At 51.3% G+C, this 16,899-nt stretch carries 5 protein-coding genes; all 5 read right to left on the minus strand.

Going from position 1 to position 16,899, the window contains the following annotated elements; all coding sequences use genetic code 11:
• Positions 1-280: 280 nt before the first annotated feature.
• Positions 281-4,738 carry an SdrD B-like domain-containing protein gene (locus tag IXB28_RS03655; RefSeq protein WP_215617188.1) on the minus strand — a complete coding sequence of 1,486 codons (4,458 nt, stop codon included), beginning with the start codon at positions 4,736-4,738 and terminating at the stop codon, positions 281-283.
• A gap of 191 nt (positions 4,739-4,929) precedes the next feature.
• On the minus strand, positions 4,930-8,787 hold the full coding sequence (locus IXB28_RS03660) for an isopeptide-forming domain-containing fimbrial protein (RefSeq protein WP_215617189.1): 3,858 nt from the start codon (positions 8,785-8,787) through the stop codon (positions 4,930-4,932).
• Between the two features lie 182 nt (positions 8,788-8,969).
• Positions 8,970-11,171 (minus strand): OmpA family protein, encoded by a 2,202-nt coding sequence (locus IXB28_RS03665; RefSeq protein ID WP_246559601.1) that lies wholly within the window; start codon positions 11,169-11,171, stop codon positions 8,970-8,972.
• Entirely contained in the window at positions 11,168-15,295 is a 4,128-nt protein-coding gene (locus tag IXB28_RS03670) for a TonB-dependent receptor (RefSeq protein WP_215617190.1), read from the minus strand. The genes IXB28_RS03665 and IXB28_RS03670 overlap by 4 nt, the downstream gene beginning before the upstream one ends.
• Positions 15,295-16,770, minus strand: coding sequence for a hypothetical protein (locus IXB28_RS03675; RefSeq protein ID WP_246559602.1), 1,476 nt, complete (start codon positions 16,768-16,770; stop codon positions 15,295-15,297). Before IXB28_RS03675 ends, IXB28_RS03670 begins: the two co-directional genes overlap by 1 nt.
• Positions 16,771-16,899 lie beyond the last annotated feature (129 nt).

Below are 16,899 nucleotides of genomic sequence, written 5' to 3' on the forward strand. Positions count from 1 at the left end.
GCTGTGTTCATATGGAAAAATAATTTCGATGGCACCCTAAGGATGGAAAGCATGCTACAGAAGAACCTGATTCATTAAATCCAATTTAACATTAGAAAAATGTTGATGAAAGACAGTGCTTCTGGCAGTAGATACGGTTACTACTAGGATGCTTGAACACGGCTACATTTAGCTTCCGCAGTCTTGCTGAGAGTTGTCGTCAGCACTGTAGAAGATTACGGAATAGCTCTGTAAGAGACCTATGTAATTCTGCTGTTGACGTTGGCAATGTTGAACACGTTTATTTCACCCTTGCTCGAAATCTCACATACCCATAAGACTCATCAGCGACTGTCGTTGCAGAGCTAGCATTCAAAATGTCCCCTAAGTCTACAACGATGGCTCCATTGGGATTCGCATTGCTATCGTTGCCGTCGTTGTCACAGTCAGTGCCATCAAAGCGTGGATCATTGGCTGGATCGACTCCGGGGCCAAAGTATACGACTGCGTCATCATCATTTGCGCCTGTATGGTATTCCGACGCACCATTTCGATGAACTTCAACACTTAGATCTGCACCCGTAATACCACCCGGAACCTGCGGATTACCATTAAAGCTGTTGGCTAAAAAGTCCGTGTAAGTAGGGACATAGTCACAGAAGCGAATATTCTCAGCTGGTGACTGTCCTGAAGAAAGGAAGTAAATGGTGTACTCAATCTCATCATTGGCCACCACATTACCGCCATTAGTGCCACCGGGCAGATAGGTGCTCAGGGGGGTGGGCCACATGTTAGTTTCTGCAGCATCAAAGGCAGGATCATTAGGGTCAAAAGACGGGCTGCTAGGGTCGCTTACGGCGGGTAAGGTATTGTCATCATAGGGATTACTAACCTCATCTTCATAGGCACCCAAGTCGCCGCCGTCGGACATGCTGGTGGTGCCATTAATCGCTGTAATCCGTTTTACGAGTAGTACCCGTGGGTCACCGGGTTCGCGGTAGGCAACTTCAGAAACATCATTGATTTGGTTGGGTAAATCGGCTGGTGGATCGTCCACGCTGCCATTGGGGTCTTCATAGCTCACTCCGGTGACGCTGCTGCCACCTTCGTCGCTATCAGAGCGAGTGTCATTGTCACTATCGGTGTCTAGATAGTCGGGGGTATCGTCTGTATCTGTATCTTGCGGGACATTAAAGGTGCCACCATCCCCTGCACCCGTATCGTAGATGTCGATAATGCCGTCACCGTCGCTATCATCGTCAGTCACATTCGTGTCTGCCGGGAAATTCGTGGCATAGTCTGCCGTTAGCTGCGCTTCAATCGCGTCTGGAATACCGTCGCCGTCACTGTCTAGGTCAATGAAGTTGGGGATATCATCGGCGTCGTTGTTAGATTCTGCAGGGGATGTGCCCTGATTAGGTCCGTTAGTCGTTTCAATGGCGTCAGCAAGACCATCACCGTCACCGTCGCTAAATTCAGCACCATCGATGATGCCGTTATTGTCAGGATCTAAGTTTGGCCGGTCGGCACCACTCTCCTCTAGGTCGCTAATACCATCATTATCACTATCCAGGTCACACTTATCGGGAATGCCATCGCCGTCACTATCCCGCACCTGCGCTATAAACAAACTATAGTTATTGTCCAATGCGCTGGTGTTGGTACTTTTAACTTCTAGGTTCGTGACCGATGTGCTAGAAGCCCATAGGAAACCGTCGTCGTTGGTGCCATCCTCGCTACCATCTGCGAAGATGCGATATAAATTACCAATGTTGTCTTCGGCGTATCCAGTTTCTAGAGAGCTAAGCAGACGATAGCCCGTGCCATCTAAGGAAACAATGCCATCGTAGTCGCCAAGGTCGGCCAAGTCTCCATCATGGCGTAGTTGCACCTCCACCGGTACAGTTCCCGACATTGTGAATGTCGTACTCTGGGTGGCAGGGACGGTCCAGCCATCACCGGCAGTTGCATTCCCCCCTGTCCAGGAGAGAATCACGCTGCCGGTAGGCAGGCCAAACGATGTACTAATGTCTTGGGAACCACTGTTGCCGCTCATTCCGGCACCCAGGCCAACGGTTGAAGGCAGAATATTAATAAACGTGCCCCCCTCGTCGGCATCAAGAATGCCGTCATTGTCATCATCTAGATCAATGGCGTTGTCTAACCCATCGGCATCGCACATGGCACTGGTGCCCATCCCTGCCGGAGCTAGATCAAACGGAAAGTTAACGTCTGAAACATTTGCCCCAGCGACAGTGACCAAACGAGGGTTCTTTTGGGCGGCATCGGCATCTCCACCACCGTAAATATTAAGGCCCAGATCAGAGTCGGATGTGTCGGTGTTAACCCAGAAAGTACCGTTGCCTAACCCTGGGAAACTATAGTCTCCATTGCCGTCGGTGGCGGTAGTTGTTAACAACGTATCTGTTGCGGGATCAAAAACACCGTCGCCATTATCTTCATACAGTTCCACATCGACAAAGCCAATGCCGTTCTCACTGCCGTTCAAGACATCGTTGCCATCGTTGCTACCGGTGCCAGAACCATAGTCTCTAAAAACATTTCCGCTCAGATCGTAGGTGGTAAAGGTATACGTGGCACAAACCGACATTTGACCGGCATAGCTTGTAATATTGGCCGATTGACTACCTTGGGTCGATGAAATGGTTGCTGTTCCACCATTGGCACTAACAGACAGATCAACCGTTTCACTAGCGCCAGATGCGCTAGCAACAAAGTCTGCTGGGTTGCTATAGCTAGCTACACTAACCGAATCTACATGGTTGAGTGTGGTCGTGCCCCCCGATGTACCGCCAAAGTCTGTTGTGCTGTCGTAGGTAGGAATATTAAAGACAGTGGCGTTGCTATGGCTGGTGTTATTTAGGTTTGTGGCATCAGGTAAAACAGTGGCAATGCTGCTGTTGGGATCTACCGTAATGTTGTTTGTGCTAGCGGCTGTATTCTCATATTGAACAGTTGTAGCGATATGGGAATCGAGTTTCAGTGCGACATTGGTTAAGTCGCCTAGGGCGGGATCAAACTTCGGTATGTTGACTATCTGGGTCCAGTCCATGCCCTGGAGTGGCGAAATAATTTCACACATGACCAGGGTGCCGGGGGTGGAGACTAAACCCGCATCAATGCCCGATTTAGCTTCTTCAGCCGCAATGTCAAACTTGCTGGTTTCACCGGTAAAACGGTCGGCATCTGAGTCGATAAAGTCGTCACCACCAGCATCCTGGGTTGTAAAGCTATATCCTACGGCTGGTTCAACAAAGTCAACATAGTACTTCTCAGCGTCTAAATTATTAAAGCTGTAGGTGCCTGCCGCGTCGGTGAAAGTGGAGCCTACCAGAATGTCATCACTGGGATCTGCTGGAGTGCCGTTGGTGCTATACAGATTCACCTGGGTATTGGGCACTGGTGCTTCCCCTGCTTCGGCAAAGCCATCATTATCTACATCTTCCCAAACAAAGCCGGTTAGTGAGGCTGTGGCGGCATCAAATGGGAAATTAATATTGTTTTCATCTGCGCCGCTAATGGTTACTTGACGCGGATTGACCTGGGTGGGATCTGTGTTGCCACCGCCGTAGCTAAAGCTACCAAGATCAGGGTCGGTTTCATCGATGACAACAACGTAATTACCATCGGGTAAATCTGTAAATTCATAGTTGCCCAGCCCATCTGTAGAAACTGGCGTAGATACCAATATGTCGCCCACCCCGTCGTTGTCGGTATCTTGATATAGACTGACAGTAATACTGGAAATGCCTGACTCACCGCCATCTAAAATGTCATTGCCGCTAGCGGTGCCGCCATTATCTTCAAAAATGTTGCCGCGAATGGCAAAGTTACCACCAACTAATACTGTTTCTGTAGCGCTTGCCTCTTGGCGATGGTTGGTCGGGTCGCCATTGGCAGGCGTGCCAGCGGCTTCATTGGTGACACTGCCATCGGTGTTGTCGTGGGTGTACAGATCTTGGCTGCTGTTGTTCCCGTCCGTCGGATCATACGTCTGGTTTTGGGTGCTAGCAGAGTTGTCGTTGGGACCCGTGTCACCAAGGGTAACGGAGACTGAATCACCGGAGCTAGCGCTGGAACTGACCTTTACAGGGACGCGGACAGTAACGGTGCCATTCTGCTCGAACGAACCATTGGGCAGCCCTAGACCATCTGTGTTATCGCCTGTGAGTAGACCACCATTGGGAATGTCAACCGGGGCACCACTCAAGTCTGTGGGGGATGCTGCACCGTTCGGGCCATCGGGGTCGTAGCCAACAATTTCGATGGGGCCGTATAGAGCGGAGTCGAAGGTGCCGCCATTCACCTGTGAAGGGGTGTCAGGAATAAAGAACTGGGTAGGGTCGTTACCTACGTTGGTGATTGTGTATTCAAAATACACCACATCATCTGCATCAATTGAGCCATTCCCTTGGGAGGCACCTGCACCACTGACGCCGTTGGGAGCTTCTGCAATGCCGGATGGGGTAACGGTGACACCAGCGACCTCGGTCACCGTTACAATCACCTCGTTAGAATCTACTTCGTAGATATCTCCCAGGTTATTGGGGTCTTCAAAGGAGCCCGTGGCGGTGTTACGAATTTCTGTCCCAGCCGGTGTAGCTGCTAACAAAGGCAAGACTAAACCTAAATTTCCACCACTGGCCAACAATATTGATAGGAAAAACTGTGTGGCTTTATTGAAGTGGGATTGGCGGCCCGGGTTGCGTTTCTTAGACCGGTGAAAAGAATTAGCCATTTTTCGAGGGAGAGATGAACAACTGAAGTTGTATGCAGAACAATTGGGGACACGCTTTTCTGGAAATAGGAAAAGATTTTTAGAAAAGCGTATTGAGGGTCGTCGGTGATGCTGATTGTCGAGATGATTGTCTTGATTAGCCCTAAATCAGCTTGATTCTATTCAAATCGGTTCTCTAAACCAGCAGTGGGCTAATCAACGTCCACTTCAAAACGTACAAATCCAAAAGCATTGGCAGGAGTGCCCACACCAGTTGCCCCCGGTAATGTGTCTGGATTGTTCACCAGGTTAAAGACCACAGCCCCCTGATTGTTCGCGGGTTGTGGACAGGGGACAAGGGGCAGAACACCAGGGCTAAAGAAGCGTCCACCGTCGGTGTCGGCGTTGTCGGTGAGAGCTGTTGTTGTGCTGCTAGTGCCTAAGCTGAGGCGCATGGTGTCTGGTAAATAGGATGTGTATTGGGGCACCATGTCGCAGATGTTGAGGTTGGTGAGGTCGCCAAACCCATTGGACATAAAGTAAATGGTGTACTCCAGGTCGTCATCGGGTTGGATGTCATCACGGGTGATGTCCCCTTGCAAAAAGCCATTGGGCCAGTAGGCATGGTTGTCAAATTGAGACTCGTCAATGGTGGCTGTGGCGGGGTCGTCATAGGTGTCATCCACCACATTGGTAATGGGGGTGCCATTGATGGCGGTTAGTCGTTTCACCAACACTAGACCCGGTCGAGTCACGGTTCTAACAATGGCATCAGGGGCGGTAATTAGCTGTAGTCCGGGGGGTTTACCAGAAAAGTCATTGGTGTAGGTATCGTTGCCGACCATGTCGCTGCCTTCTAGCACCAAGCGTACCTGACGGGTGGGGGCATTGCCAGGTACGGCTGTCATTTGAACCCTAACGGCGGTGACTTCGCTGTTATTGGCTGGACAATCTGTTGTGCCAAAGTCGGCGAGGGCACACCATGTTGTTGAGCCTGTGGCTAGATCGTTGCTCGCATCGGTGGGGTTTGGATTAATGTCATCGCGAGACTCATTGGTAAATAAGAAGGTAAAACCATTGAGGGTAATAGGGTTTCCAGCATCATCAACTTCGGAAATGCTATCGAAGCTCAAATCGCCTGTGAAGTTACTGGGGGTGGGGGTGCGCCCGTCGGGACTGGCACCACTGTCGCCGTTGTAGGGTAAGACATCGATAAAGTCTGTCGCCCCAACGGTGTTATTCGACAGATTGGAGAAGAAGAGATCGTAGACAACATCAATGGTGCCATCGGTGTTGATCTTGCTGAAGTTGGCATCATCCGCGTTGATTAGATCTAGCTCTACTAGGGGGGCGGGAGATTGCTTAAAGATGCGGAACTTAGCGGTGTTGCTAAAGCGAACATCGGCATCATCTGACCGCAGTGCTTCACTGGAATAGTCGACGAGTTCACCCTTGTAGTCGTAGCCAGCCACTGTGGCCGTATTGGTGGCTGTGCCACCCGCCGTATTATCTTCTCTGACCTTGGCTTCGAAGGTGATGGGGGATATTGTATCCCCTGGGGTAACTTGCCCTAGGTTCCATGTGATCAGGGTGTAGCCAGGGAAGTTAGTTTGATCTGGGTGGGGCTCCACAGATACTGGGGCAACGTTGGCAGAGCCTAGCTCATAAACAAGTTCCGGCGGTAAGGCGTCTTCAATGATAATTGTGGCTGCTGGAGGGTTGGCACTAAATGATGTGATCGATGGCTGTAGTTCAAATTCAACTGTACTTTCAGCTTCGGCAACTACGGTGTCGTTTCCATTGTTGACGGTTTTATCAATGCGGGTAATGGCAGATGTTAGGGTGATGCGATCGCCATCGTCACCGCCAGAATGACTATCTGGATTATAGCCATCGGCTCTCCAGCCTAGGGTGTCAGCACTGGTGTCCGTTTGTACCGAAGGAATGCTGGTGGTGGTCCAGGTGACATGGTTTGGCAAAATGTGACTACCATCCACCGGATAGATCGACTGGTCCCGTGGGTCGCGTCCCAAGGCTTCTAAATGCACAACAAAGCGGAGTTCTGTTCCTTGGGGAAGGGTGCCAAACTGGGCTGCCGGATCGTCTGTGGCGGTTTTTTGTGGGTAAACCCTGATGCGGGTAATGGCCTCTAGGCCTCCGGGCACTTGCGTTGGGTCAGTGTACCAACCATCGGGAGAATCGCCGTCTTCGCAGGTGGCTGTGCGCTGTTCTGCATAGTTAGCGTAGTACCGAATGGTTTGATTGCTGTCGTTCAGATAGGTGCCTGAACCACCGGTGCCGTACTCAATGACAGGGGTGGTACCACCTGTTTGGTAAATTTGTACATAATTACTAAAGTTACCGTGGACCGCTGGATCAGCTAGCTTCTGGGTGAGATTGTCGATGGCCTCACACACTGCAATGTCTTCTAGGACGCCAGAACCATTGTTGCCTAAACGAATGGCACCGCCAAAGGCCTGGGCTGCTGCCACAAGCCCATCGCCGGAACGACGATGGGTCATGGGATATAGCACTTGCCAGTAATTGTTGATGTTGCTCTCGCTGCTAGTCGGGTCATAGACATTGCGATAGAATTTCTGGGTGAATCCTCCTGGTGTCGGACGATACACGATAAAGTCATCGTGGTTATTAGGGTCGGGATCACTGGCATCTGGTTCAACATTGTTAGCTCCACTAACGCTAGGGGTAGTTAAGAAACTATATTTATTGATGACATTGCGGCTACCGCCTTCGCGGGTATCGGCTGCATTGTTTAGGGGAATATCATCTAGGGGAATCCAAATGGCGACACCCCCTGCCACTAGCCAGGTTTCGTCTGCGTTGAGGCTGCGTCCCCAATAGTTGCGTTCTGGGCGATGGGTACCGCTAGTGTCAGCGTCTTGGATAGTGATGCTGATATCTCCGCCTGGAGCACTTTGGGTACAGGTCCAGGTGCCTGAGTCTGAAACAGCCCTATCGTCATTGGCTGTCAACGCAACACTCCCGAAAGGTAAGTCTCCTGAGGTGCCTATTCCACTGCCTGACGCATTAGGCGCGCAGCCGTCTACATCTGTTCCCCAGGTGTATAAGAGAGAGTTGGGCGTAATGCCTTCTGTTCCATCCCAAATGACATCGGTAATGTTGATAGTGCTTTGTAGGGCCTCACTGCCGACACCGCCTTGTACCAAAATAGATAGGGGAAAGACATAGACCACACCCTCTGAGTTGCCATCTGAACTCATGGTGATTTGCCCCAGGCGACGGATGGCGGCATTATCTTTGACCAAATCTGCTTGGGGTTTTGCAGACACCTGCACTTCTAAGTTGCCGTCAAGATCTGGATCTTGGCTTGGATATTTCAGCATAGGTGTGGGGTTATTGACCCCTTGGTCCAGACTGGCCGATGCTTCTACGATGTCACCATGGGCGTTATCTCCACGTACAATGGCGTCGACATAGAGAGACCCGGTTTCGGATGGGGTGGCGCTGCTGACATTACAGGTGATGGTGCGGTTATTGTTGCTGAGGGTGGCACCAGGGCAGCTTAGCTGTTCGTTAATATCGACCCATTCTTGTTGGCTATCAATGGTGAAGGAGACGGTGAATGCACCAGATCCATCAGTATCAGCACTGTAGATGCCCTCGTAGGTGATGATGTCTAAGGTACGGGCAATGCCATTCCCTGGGTCGGGGCTGCCATCGGGCACACCGCCAGGACCTGTGTAATCAATGCCCCCATTAACAGTGTCATTGCCTGCGCCGGGGTCGGTGCCGCCAGGGAATGTGGGGTCTGGTCCGGCGGTGACGGCAGCGGCACCATCTTGAAACACTAGATATTCAAAGCCAATGATTTCAGCCTTTGTATCCACCGAGGTGGCGATCAGTGCCGTAGTGGTGAGAGTGGTAATTGCAGCCGTACGGCTGACACCGGAGACCACCTTTTTCCAGAATTTTGTCTGTGGTGATTTTGCCAAGTTTAGTAGATCGTCTTGAGCTGAGTTATTTGCCGAAACTTGACTATCCTCAGAGAAAGAGTTGTTAGGAAAGGAGGTATAGGCTTTATTCATCATCGCCAATGATAAGTAAAAAATCGAAAGCTTGGGTGTGTGCCTGCAATGAAGCCGAAAAAATCTTTTAATGGAAAAGATTTTTGTTAGAGATGGCCCATTGAATCAATTAGAAAGATGTCTCTCGCTGAAGAGCTGAGGGACGCTTATGAATAGTGTCAGCCAGGCTTTGCTGAAATCAGTTGTTATTGTTCGAGCTGTAAATCGTTTTCTTGGTTGACAAAGGTAATATCTACCCCACGTACGTCGCTAAAGATAAACTCCACACGACGGTTGCGGGCGTAGTTAGTACGATCAATTTCATCAACCAATAGCTCTGTTTCTCCAAACGATCGGATTGTCATTCGTTCAGGGGCAATGCCATGGTCCATGAGATAACGCCGAGCGTTGTTTGCCCGTCGCTTGGCCAGGTCTTGGTTATAGGCCACACTGGCTCTAGAATCAGTATGCCCGTGTAAATCAACAATGATCGTTGGATATTGTTTTAATACTTCAATAATTCGGTCTAAAACAATGGCACTGTCGGGGTTGATAAAGTCTTCGTCGAGACCAAAGTGAACATTGCGTGGAACCTCTAGTTTGATGGCCTCCGGCAGCGTTTCAACGGGTTCCGGGGGCTCTGGTTCTGCCGGGGGAGTCGTACACTGGGGATTGCCAACAGAGCCTAACGTCATCCGGTTTGGGCGACTGGTGCTGGATTCACCCAGGGCGACAACAACGGTGTTGAGGGCGGGTTCCGATGTGCCATAGTTGGGGTCGCTGGCAATGCCGCTGATGATGTCTCCTGGCTGTAGGTCGGTAGAGCCATAGCTAAAGGTGCCGTTCTCATCCACCTCAACGGTTGCCAGCGGCATGGTCAAGGGACCATAGTCTCCGGTGCCACCCCGGGTCAGATAGAGTTGCACGGTGGAGCCCACGTCTGATTTGCCCTGCACCACCACTTTGCCGTCGATGGTGAAAAACTCATCGCTGTCAAACTGTGGTGGGTTAATGGCGCTGTTGCCAGTGTCGCGACGACGATTGTGGGAGTCTCGAATGGGGTTTGGTCCGTCGCCCCGCTGAAAATCTTGGACGCCACGGTTGCGGCGGGTGTTGAGGTCTATGCTCAGGCCTTCAATATTTTCAAATTCGTTATTTTCAATAATGTTCCGCTGGCTCTGGGTGTACCCACCTTGGCTAAAGGCCGTTACGACCACCCCCGGACCCTTTTGGTTTGCGATTTTGTTATTAACTACACGATGGTCGTTACCCATCAAATAAATAGCCGCCCTGCGCAACCGTTGACCATTAAAGCGAATGTCGTTGTTGCTAATTTCAACGGCCCCTTGGGGCTTAAATAAGAAAATGCCGCTACCATCGTTGCCGCACATCAGGTTGCCGGTGATTAACCCGTTATCAATGTGACCATCTAAACGAATGGCGTCGGGCATGCCTGCAAGACCATTGTTAACAATTAGATTTTCAATGATTTCTAAGTTTTCTGCCCGGGCACCGGTGATGATGCCGCTGCCGTCATGGTAGGAGATGCGGTTATGTTTTACTGTCACCCCTTCACTGTTAAATACAGACACCCCAAAGGCAGACGTTTTCTGCGGTATGGTGCCGTTGGTGGGAATGCCGACCCAGTTTTGTTCAATAACAATGCCCCTGGGGGGATGGTTGTCCTCATAGAAGGGGAACTCGGCATTGGGAATATATTGCTGGGTAATATCCGGTGGGGGCAGCTCGTGGGCAATAAAAATATCGGCGGGGGGTGTAGATTCGGTGACTCCGTGCTGAGAGGTGAAGCCGTGTATACTCAGCCCTCGAATGGTGATGTCGTCAGCGACGACCGTTAACCCTCGAAAGACATCGGCATCGGCCTCTGTGGTGATTTCTACCACGGGGACGGCGACTAAGATTTCTGCGGTGGCTGATTTGGTTGCATCGTAGCCGGGTTGTGACGTACCGTCGATGGCTAAACCAGGCTGGGAGAGTACGGGCAGCAGAGATTGCAATTCGATGGTGGTATCGTTAGTCGGTAGATCAAAGCTGATGACTGAACTATTTAGGGTCGTTGTTATCTGTTGCTTTTCTGGGGTGCTTAATTCTTCTATGGGCAGGGTGCCGTTGGTAATTGCGATCGCTTCTCGCAATGTGAGGTGATCATCAGCCGCAATGGGTCCGTCCCCAGAGCTATTCACTGTAATCAGTACCCTGGGTAACGTACCGTCTACAGACGGTTGCAGCTCTGGTTGGGCATTAGTTTGGGCATTAGCCCCAGTGGCGACAGCGGCTAATAGCAGGGACGTGGCTAGGGTGCGAATCGTGTTTTGATAGGTCATGGCGCTGGCATCCGAATCATCAAGTGGGCGAGCAAAGAGTTGAGGAATGGGATTCAGTTTCATAACGTTTCCCCTGGGATGGAGTGAATGCCTGCATCTGGCCCCCCGTTCTCCGTAGCAGGGTCGTAGACGTCCACATTTTCAGGCAGCATGTCTGGCCCGGTGATACCGTCTGGCGATACCTCTTGGAGGAAAATCTCTTCAGGCGCATCCTCTTGGGCGGCGGCTTCTCCCGGAAAAATAATCTCGGTGGTATCTTCGATGAAAATAACCGGTTCTTCCGATTCTAGAACTGATTCCTGTTGCTGGGCAGGAGCAACATTTTGGAGGCCAAAGCCATTGAATAGGCTGTTGATTTTGGCGGAAACACCCAGGTAAAAACCGCCAGCCGAACGATTGACGCCAAAGTCATCATCGAAGGCACCGCCACCGCTGTAGCCGCCGTACATGCGCAAATCTGGGGTGGGATAATAGCCCACTTCCAGGGAGTAGCCTAGTTCGCTGTAGTCCCCTAGGCCACCAAACCAGCGAGCTTCTGCACTGGCATCCCAATGGTAGTCAAACCGATAGGTGGCCCGCATTTGGGCTAAATGTAAGTTGTTGTTGGATGTGAAATTACCGCCGGCTTCAGCGGGTAGATTGATGCGCGTTTGGCTAGAGCGAAAGGCGTATTTGCCGTAGATCTCCCACTGCCAGTTGGGGGCGTAGAGGGCCTCGGCGGAGAGCACATGTTCGGATGTGTCGATGCTACGGCCAAACAGGGCATTGGTAGGCAAGGTGCCAGGGTTAATGCGATGTTCGTAGCGCAACAGGGCATTTAACCGATCGTCGTTGGGGTCGCGATAGGCAAGACCCATTTTCAGGTTGCTGGTGGTGCCAATGTTGGTAATGCGCTGGTTGGCGGCACGATTTAGCTGATAGTTAAATAATGCGCTGACGGCAGGGGTAAGACGCCCGACGGCAGAGGCATTCAAAACAGTGTTGCTACCCTGGGATGAGTCGCGATGTTCCAGGCGTGTACTGGCTTGTAAATCGGGATTGTCGGTATAGGAGAGGCCAACGGTGTAGGTGTTGCCGTTGATCGTGCCCACTGATGAACCGCCATTGCCGACGGCAAAGGGTTGGGTAAACTGACTACCGGCTGCGGTGCCACCAAAAATACTATTGAAGACGCGTTCGTAGCCTACATCTAGCCGTAGACCGGGGCCTAGCTTAAAGCCATGTTCAATGCCGACCGCGCCTCCCAGGTTTTGGCCGTCAATGCTGCTGAAACGACCTCGGAGGGTGGTGTCTTCACCTAAGGAGCGTTCTCCAGAGACATCAAAGATGGTGTAAGAGTCGCGATCGCTAAAACCGTTGTCGCCATAAAATACCTGACCTAGGCCTACATTAATGCCGGGCATGGCTTCCCAGTCGATGCCAAAGTAGGTGCGGCTGGGATAAATCGGGTCGCTCTCTGAGGAGAGGTTGAGTTCGTTTTGGGCTCGGAACGTTAGATTATTGGCTAACTTGCTGGTCAGGCGGGTGCGCAGCTGGTCGGAACTGGTGTTGAACTGGCCAGGGTTCGTGCGGTCGGTGCGATCGCGATGAATCCAGTCAAACTCTAAGTTTGAGTCTCCCAAACGCTGGGCCAGACCCAGCGAGTAGGTGGTCAGTGAATTATCCACACGACTACCGGGGACAGGACTTTGACCCGGTGTGAGCAAATCTTCAAGGTTGGTAATGGGGCGAGGGGCAACACCATCATTGTCTTCGTGGTCCACCTGGGCTCGCAGGGTGGTGCTTCTACTAACTTTGAAATTCGCCTGGGCACCGTAGCGGGTTTGCCCCGGAACAAAGCTAGTGGTAGCCGCATTGCTAAAGCCCGCATCCGTGGAGCGCCAATAGGCTCGACCATCAAACCAGTTGCTTAAGCTACCGTCTAACTCGACTCGATAGGCCGACCCACTGATGGGGCCTGAGAGATCAAAATCGCTTTCAGAATGAGCAATTTCAGCAATCAAACGGCTAGTATCACCCAGGGAGACCTGGGCATCGGCACCAAATAAGACAAACTCTCGATTGCCCTGATCTTCTCTGAGATAGGATGTGCCTAGCCAAGATTCTCGACTAAGATTGCGATCAAAGTTATATTGCAGCCGCCCAGCCAATATATTGGTGTCGGTGTCCTCGCCTTCGAACTGATACGTCACCACGATACGGCGTAGTAACACTTCCCCAAATTCGCCAACGGCAGTTTGGGTGACCGGGTCTTCAAACAACAGGGTGCCGCGGTCGTAGTCAATGTCATAATCCGTATTGCGGAATAGACGTTCTCGGTTAAGAACGGTGCCAGGCCGATCGAGCTCTTCGGTTTCAATGTAGACCTGTTCACTCCCAGATATCACTAACCGCCGTGAGAGAAAATAGAGGCCGCTGGTGCCATCTGGGGCAATGGTGTCGCGCTGAAACCCTTCAATATTGTCACCGTATAGTCCTGTCAGGGCTAGGTTGCCAAGGTTGTAGTTCAGCTTAAAGCCATGGAGTTGGCGTGATGTAGAGGTAAACAACTGGGAAGAATTGGCAAATTCTTCAGTGTTATAATCGCCCCACATGGCATAGTCGGCAGTTGCGCCTTCCACCTGTGATGTGCGCTCCAGTCGAAGATAAAATCTATCCGTTGAGGGGGTGGTGATATCTTGTGTAGAATCATCGCCATAGACGGGATATAAATTATTACAGCTACCGGCGCCTTGGCGAAACAGGGAGGTTTCACCTCGGCAGTCTTCGTTGAGGGCGCGATCGCTATTAAAGGCACTAGTCAATAGCCACTCCCCCACATTACCCATGGTAAAGAGGGAGGCATCTAAATCTACACCGTACCCATTGTCTTCATCCGGGGGTAAAAAATCCCGTAAACTGCTATGAAAGTTTGTTCCCCGTGCGCCTAACCGTAGATCTACAATACCAGTGGCAATACTTGGACGCTGTGGTGTAGAAAACTGTACCTGGTTAAACGTTTCCAAACCAATTGTTGTGGCCTGGAGTTGCACAACATGGGACTCTAGCGATGACTGTAGCTCTGCCGTAAAGCGGCCATTCTGAGCCTCCACCTGAAAACCCGGTTGGTCAGGGGCATAGTCCACCCCCACAAAGTCACCGTCACTGGAATTGAGCGTGACAATGGCATCCCAATTGGAGACATTACCATTACTATCTAGCAAGCGTCCTTGTAGTACAGTGGTGGATCGCCCATCTGCCGGAATTTTAGAATCCCGAGAACGCAACGTCATTTCGACGGGGGCACCTCTTACCTCCACAAGCCGTGATTGCAAAATGCTACCGTCGCTGCTGCGCACTACCGTAAGGGTGTTTTTCCCTGCGTCTAAAGGGATGCCAAACCAAGTTTGGGTAACCAAGTTAGTGGCTGGATTGGATTCGGTTCGGCCAATGAGGTCATTGCTAACGGCGGTGTCATTGATCCGCAGTTCTAGGTCAGCATTAGCTGGAAAACGAACAATGACGGTAATAGCTGGAACATCTACAACACTTTCGGTCGTGGGGTTGAGAATTTCAATCTGCTCAGCCGCAACAGCGGGGGATAGGTTGGGTGCGGTTTCAAGGGGGGCGTCTTGAGGAGAAACCACCGTGCTATTTTCACTTAATTGGGCGACCGTAAGGCTTGGTGCGATGCCACTTGAACTATCAAGGGAAAAATTGTCGAGGGTAAAATTATCGGCTGTGTCGCCTAGAATGATCGAGCTCTTCGGGGCAATGTTCCCACCCTCAGCGACGGTTCCAAAAGAGTCATCATCGACCGCCGTTAGTGCTTGATTAGCTTGGAACTGTCCACGGGCTGATTTATCCTCCAGTGCAGAGGCGTGGGCTAGGCCGCTAAATGCGATGGTGGATAAAGCAATTGAACTACTTAAAAGGGTTTTAAGATGACGCGGCGACAGCTTGGTCCGCAAAGGTGTCAGCGTCTCTAATTTTGGCCTGAGCTGAGAGGTAAATTCTGTTCCTTGACGGGTCATGGTCACGTTGTTTTTATGGAGCAAGGTATTCAGAAGTTCAGCTTTAGACTTGAAAAAGACAATAGGCGGTGTCTTTCTCTCTTCAGAACCCTTCGGATAGATGTCGTACTTTTTAAGCTTGATAACAGCTAGCAGATTTAAATAAGCCCGGTAAGGGGTTGGACGGGAAGGCATTATGGTGTCTCCTCCTGGAAGGTGGGGGTGACACCAAAGTTCATGCGCACCATGCCACCGGGGGCAAGATTCACCATGCGTGACTGGCTGTTGCGCTCGTTGAAGTAAAGGTTAGGGGCTAATGCATAGCCAGGCAGGCTGCTAAAGTCCAACACGCCACTGCGCACACCTGGCAGCATACAGGCCACTGAGAACAGACCGTCGGCATCGGTGACAATGCGATTGCCATCGTCTAGGAAGACAACGGCATTGGGAATGCCAGCTTCTCCAGGCTGTTGTTCCCCATCAAAGTTTTTGTCCACAAACACCCGGCCAATGAGGGTGGCGCAGTCGTTGACAATGCCGGGATCTACAACTAAGCGGTGAATGCTGGGGCCATCTTGGATGAAGAACCCATTGTCGCTACGCTCAGCATTGACTGAGGCCAGGTTTTCGCCATCGCCCCTTAGGGCGTCAGGTGTCACCCGAGTGGCATAGAGGACGTTCATGGTGCCATCCACTGGGATAGCTGTTGTGGTTGAAAATGTGATGGTTGAGCCAGATGCCTCGGGGGTAATCTCTACGGTTTGGTCATTAAGTACACCGGTGACCGATTCTGGAATCAGTTGGAAACCTTGGGGCAGAAGGTCGTCGACGGTGATAGATTCTAGGGCAATGTCTGTTAGATTCCTTAGGGCTAGGCGGTAGACAATGGTGTCTCCTGGTTGCGCGGCGGCTCGGTCGGCGGTTTTGGTAATGCTGATTTGGTTAGGTTCACACATCACCATGCCTAGGGCTAGGGAGAACAGGTTAAGCCCCTGGGTCTCGGCGTCGAAAATCTCGACTACGGTTTCTGAGACCTGGCTGCCACCGGACGTACTAATGGGAATGCCATCCAAGGCGGTTGCTGTATAGCGAATAACTGAGTTGTTCACACCGCCGGTACTGTCCGTTAGCTCAAGTTTGATCCGTCGCTGGGGAAAATCAGAATCTGCTGGCGGGTTGACCACCAGAATATACTGGGCGTCTCGGTCGGTTTGGACCAGACCTGCGTTGACTGGGCTTGCTAATGGGGTAGTTGTATCAAATAAGAAGTTATATTGGCCCGCATCCGCGTTGGTGACGAAAAACGGATTGCTGTTTTCTGCGTTGGGGAGTTTACCGCCAGGAATGCCGTTGTTTTCAATGTCGGGAAACTCTGTTGTGGTCAGCGGTACCAAGGGCCCTAAATCTAGCCCCGTGGCATCGGGCTCGTATAGAACAACGGAGAAACCGTCATAGTTGGGTAAGAGATCACCGTTGCAGCCGAGGATTTGCCCCAAAGGGTCAATCAGTCCTTCGGTTTCAATGATGGTTTCCGCAGAAGTGCCACCTAGGGAAATATTGCGATCGCTATCCCGATATGAATAGGATGCTCGATTGTATATTTCACTGGCCTGTGCGATCGCAACAAATGGCGCTTGCCCCATACCACCTACCAATAAGATGGTCGTCATACGGCGCGTCCATTTACGCCAGGTCCTTAGTGGTGGTTTAGGTAGCTGGGATAGCTTCATGTTTAGCCTCAAACCTGAATAATCAAAAAATTAGCGTTCACAGCAGTTTTCTCGTCGCGCCCTGGCTAG

Origin of the sequence: Leptothoe kymatousa TAU-MAC 1615, assembly GCF_018739865.1 — a bacterium.
Classification (GTDB): Bacteria; Cyanobacteriota; Cyanobacteriia; order Phormidesmidales; family Phormidesmidaceae; genus Leptothoe; species Leptothoe kymatousa.

Coding starts and splice junctions, on each gene's coding strand:
- IXB28_RS03655 (WP_215617188.1), bottom strand. CDS start 4,738: ATGGCTAATTCTTTTCACCGGTCTAAGAAACGCAACCCGGGCCGCCAA.
- IXB28_RS03660 (WP_215617189.1), bottom strand. CDS start 8,787: ATGATGAATAAAGCCTATACCTCCTTTCCTAACAACTCTTTCTCTGAG.
- IXB28_RS03675 (WP_246559602.1), bottom strand. CDS start 16,770: ATGACGACCATCTTATTGGTAGGTGGTATGGGGCAAGCGCCATTTGTT.
- IXB28_RS03670 (WP_215617190.1), bottom strand. CDS start 15,295: ATGCCTTCCCGTCCAACCCCTTACCGGGCTTATTTAAATCTGCTAGCT.
- IXB28_RS03665 (WP_246559601.1), bottom strand. CDS start 11,171: ATGAAACTGAATCCCATTCCTCAACTCTTTGCTCGCCCACTTGATGAT.